Raw genomic sequence first — 2,302 nt, 5'->3', positions numbered from 1 at the left:
TCATATGCCTGAGTTTTCGAGCCGGATTATCTCGTAATATGGTCGAACTTCTCGACAAAACAGCGCAAAAACTACCCATCCTCCGAGGTTGTGTCACAAGGAGTACACTTTCGTCGACGACCCAGAAGTGGTTGCCGAGACACTTCAGGCCGATTTCCGACTCGAAGAGGTCGAACAAGAAGGAGACCTTATCAAATCTGTTGTCAATGCTCAGATAACGGATTTCTTTGAAGGAAAATAACACGAAAAGACGGCGACGACGGCGTCGAATTCATTTCGCACACGGGGTGTCCCCCCCTCTCACTTGTCATTCGATTCATCTCTCACACGGGGTCCACGGGTGATGAGAAAATTCACTTCGCACACGGGGTGTGGTGTCTTTCGAGCCCATGGAATCCTTCCTACTCATCGGGGTTGACTGGGCCTTTATATTTGGACTTGATTTTGTCTCCCTCTCTCCACTGCCAGTAGTAGTAGCGGTTGTCGTTGATTTCTTTGATGGTAATCGTCGCCTTCGTGGGGACATCGTCTGGAAGGCCGTCCGACCGTTCTTCGAGCTCGCCTTCCGGTGGCTCTTCCTCAAGACGAGCCTCGCGCTCCTTGTGCTTGGCCAACTCTTCGGCATAGTGGGCAACGTCCCGAAGGCGGTTCTGCCCCAACTTGTTGAGGGTGTTGACGACTTCTGTGGGGAGGCTCGTCGGCGGCGTTGGTGGTTCGTAGGACATCGGCTGCTGCCTCCCGTTAACCAACACGGAGGCTTATCAAAAATTCTGTTGGTTAAACTGCTGATGCCGACTTCCCGTTTTCCTCTGGTTGTAACGCTACTCGAAACTGGTATCTCAACAAGTTTCGCGCTAAGTTACAACATGCTGCGAGAAATCGATCAATGTCCGGACGCAAGCCCATACTCCTCGTAGACAAGTGGCGTCAGTTCGTCACTCTGGTCGAACAACTTCGTCGCACGAGTAGCACTCAGCGAACACGCCAGTTGACCCATCGCCATCTTCGAACTCGATGATCGACTGGTATGCCTCAATCTCTTCGCCGCAGTCAGGGCATCGGCCAAGCGTCGTCGAATCACTCGTCATGGGGGGATTGTGGAGACGCATGTGACACAGTCTGTCTCCAGTAGTGTCCACACGGTGCCACAGCAAAGTTGTTTGGTCAGTCGCTTACTCCCAACTAGTTGGGGCCGATTCTGAGGTAACGCACTACTCGTAGCCGTCTGGGAGTACATCACCGACATTGTCGACCGGAGCGTAGTAGCCACGCTCGGTTGTCCATGTGTGCAACCACTCATTAGCGAGGGTAAGCGAAAGGCCACCTCTTACAACACCCCGAACGAGTAATCCGATCGAGCCAGTTACGTCGACATCTTTGTCTTTCGTCACTTGACGACCAGCAGCGTCGTCAGTTACGAGCGTCCATCCGTTCTTCCTTGCTAGGAGAAAGGCTTCGAACTCACCGCGATCAAGTCGATTTCTTTCGGACTCGAATCGGTCTGCCAGTTCTGAATCGATAGCAGCAATCTGGAACCTACCTGCCTCAAGTGCCATCTGGGCTGGTTCGAGAAATGTGTGTCCTCCCTCTATGCCGCGATCGATTTCATCTCGAACCGCTGGAACAGTATACAATTGGTCGAATTCTGTAGTTAACCAGTCGATTGAGTTAGAGCTCGCAAATTTGCTGAGTACAGTTACATCAAAAGCAAGGGCTAGAGAGCCTTCCTCACTCATTCAAGATCAAGCGCTGTTTTGGCTTCGTCGTCAAGCTCGTTTTGAGAACGAGGACCGTACCGACGGTTCACACCGGCTTCTCTCAGGACAGATTCAATCTCCCAGCGGGAAACACCGGCGTGCTCGGCAGCTTTTCCAAGGGATATATCCCCAAGAATAAACAGCCCGATAGCCTCTGCGAGGCCGTTGTTACCGCCCTCGCTAGAATCAGTTCGGGTTCCCATAGTTCTCTGAAATTGAGTTCTGTTGCCTCTTGAATCTCCCCGATAATTTAACAGAGAAATCCTAGGCCAAGGAGTATGCTTTCACACCTGACAACGCCGATCAATGCGGATACTGTGTCGTCTCTGGTTCTCAACAGTTTCCTCGCTAGATAGCCCCGCTACTCTTCGAATACTCTATCAGACACACCACTATTGCCAGTAAAACTAGTACACACCAACGACCCCAGACTCATCGCACTCCTTTTTGCTATATGCGTCAGGCACCGTACGAATCGGACAACGGAGAGGTGAACAGTGTCATCTCGAAAACCAACTTCCCTCGCTGCCAACATCGTACGCATA

4 protein-coding genes and 1 pseudogene are annotated in these 2,302 nt (G+C 51.7%); 1 reads left to right on the top strand and 4 read right to left on the bottom strand.

What is annotated here, in order from left to right; all coding sequences use genetic code 11:
• Positions 1 to 94: 94 nt before the first annotated feature.
• A pseudogene (locus C457_RS21170) lies at positions 95 to 241 on the top strand (cell division control protein Cdc6); the annotation flags it as partial.
• 160 nt (positions 242 to 401) lie between these two features.
• Here C457_RS21170 and C457_RS10765 read toward each other — a convergent pair.
• The 4 genes from C457_RS10765 to C457_RS19600 form a co-directional block, all read right to left on the bottom strand.
• On the bottom strand, positions 402 to 725 hold the full coding sequence (locus C457_RS10765) for a hypothetical protein (RefSeq protein WP_008094524.1): 324 nt from the start codon (positions 723 to 725) through the stop codon (positions 402 to 404).
• Positions 726 to 935: 210 nt separating this feature from the next.
• Positions 936 to 1,088 carry a DUF7837 family putative zinc-binding protein gene (locus tag C457_RS21230; protein ID WP_008094523.1) on the bottom strand — a complete coding sequence of 51 codons (153 nt, stop codon included), beginning with the start codon at positions 1,086 to 1,088 and terminating at the stop codon, positions 936 to 938.
• 123 nt (positions 1,089 to 1,211) lie between these two features.
• Positions 1,212 to 1,736, bottom strand: coding sequence for a hypothetical protein (locus C457_RS19605; RefSeq protein WP_008094522.1), 525 nt, complete (start codon positions 1,734 to 1,736; stop codon positions 1,212 to 1,214).
• A complete protein-coding gene (locus tag C457_RS19600) occupies positions 1,733 to 1,960 on the bottom strand; it encodes a UPF0175 family protein (protein ID WP_008094521.1) in 228 nt (75 codons plus the stop codon). The genes C457_RS19605 and C457_RS19600 overlap by 4 nt, the downstream gene beginning before the upstream one ends.
• Positions 1,961 to 2,302: the final 342 nt, after the last annotated feature.

The sequence above is a fragment of the Haloferax prahovense DSM 18310 genome, from assembly GCF_000336815.1.
Lineage (GTDB): Archaea > Halobacteriota > Halobacteria > Halobacteriales > Haloferacaceae > Haloferax > Haloferax prahovense.
This window is presented reverse-complemented; position numbering and strand designations above follow the sequence as displayed.

Bases quoted from the DNA above. Each gene is read 5' to 3' on its own strand.
- C457_RS19605 (WP_008094522.1), bottom strand. From the start codon at position 1,736: ATGAGTGAGGAAGGCTCTCTAGCCCTTGCTTTTGATGTAACTGTACTC.
- C457_RS19600 (WP_008094521.1), bottom strand. From the start codon at position 1,960: ATGGGAACCCGAACTGATTCTAGCGAGGGCGGTAACAACGGCCTCGCA.
- C457_RS21230 (WP_008094523.1), bottom strand. From the start codon at position 1,088: ATGACGAGTGATTCGACGACGCTTGGCCGATGCCCTGACTGCGGCGAA.
- C457_RS10765 (WP_008094524.1), bottom strand. From the start codon at position 725: ATGTCCTACGAACCACCAACGCCGCCGACGAGCCTCCCCACAGAAGTC.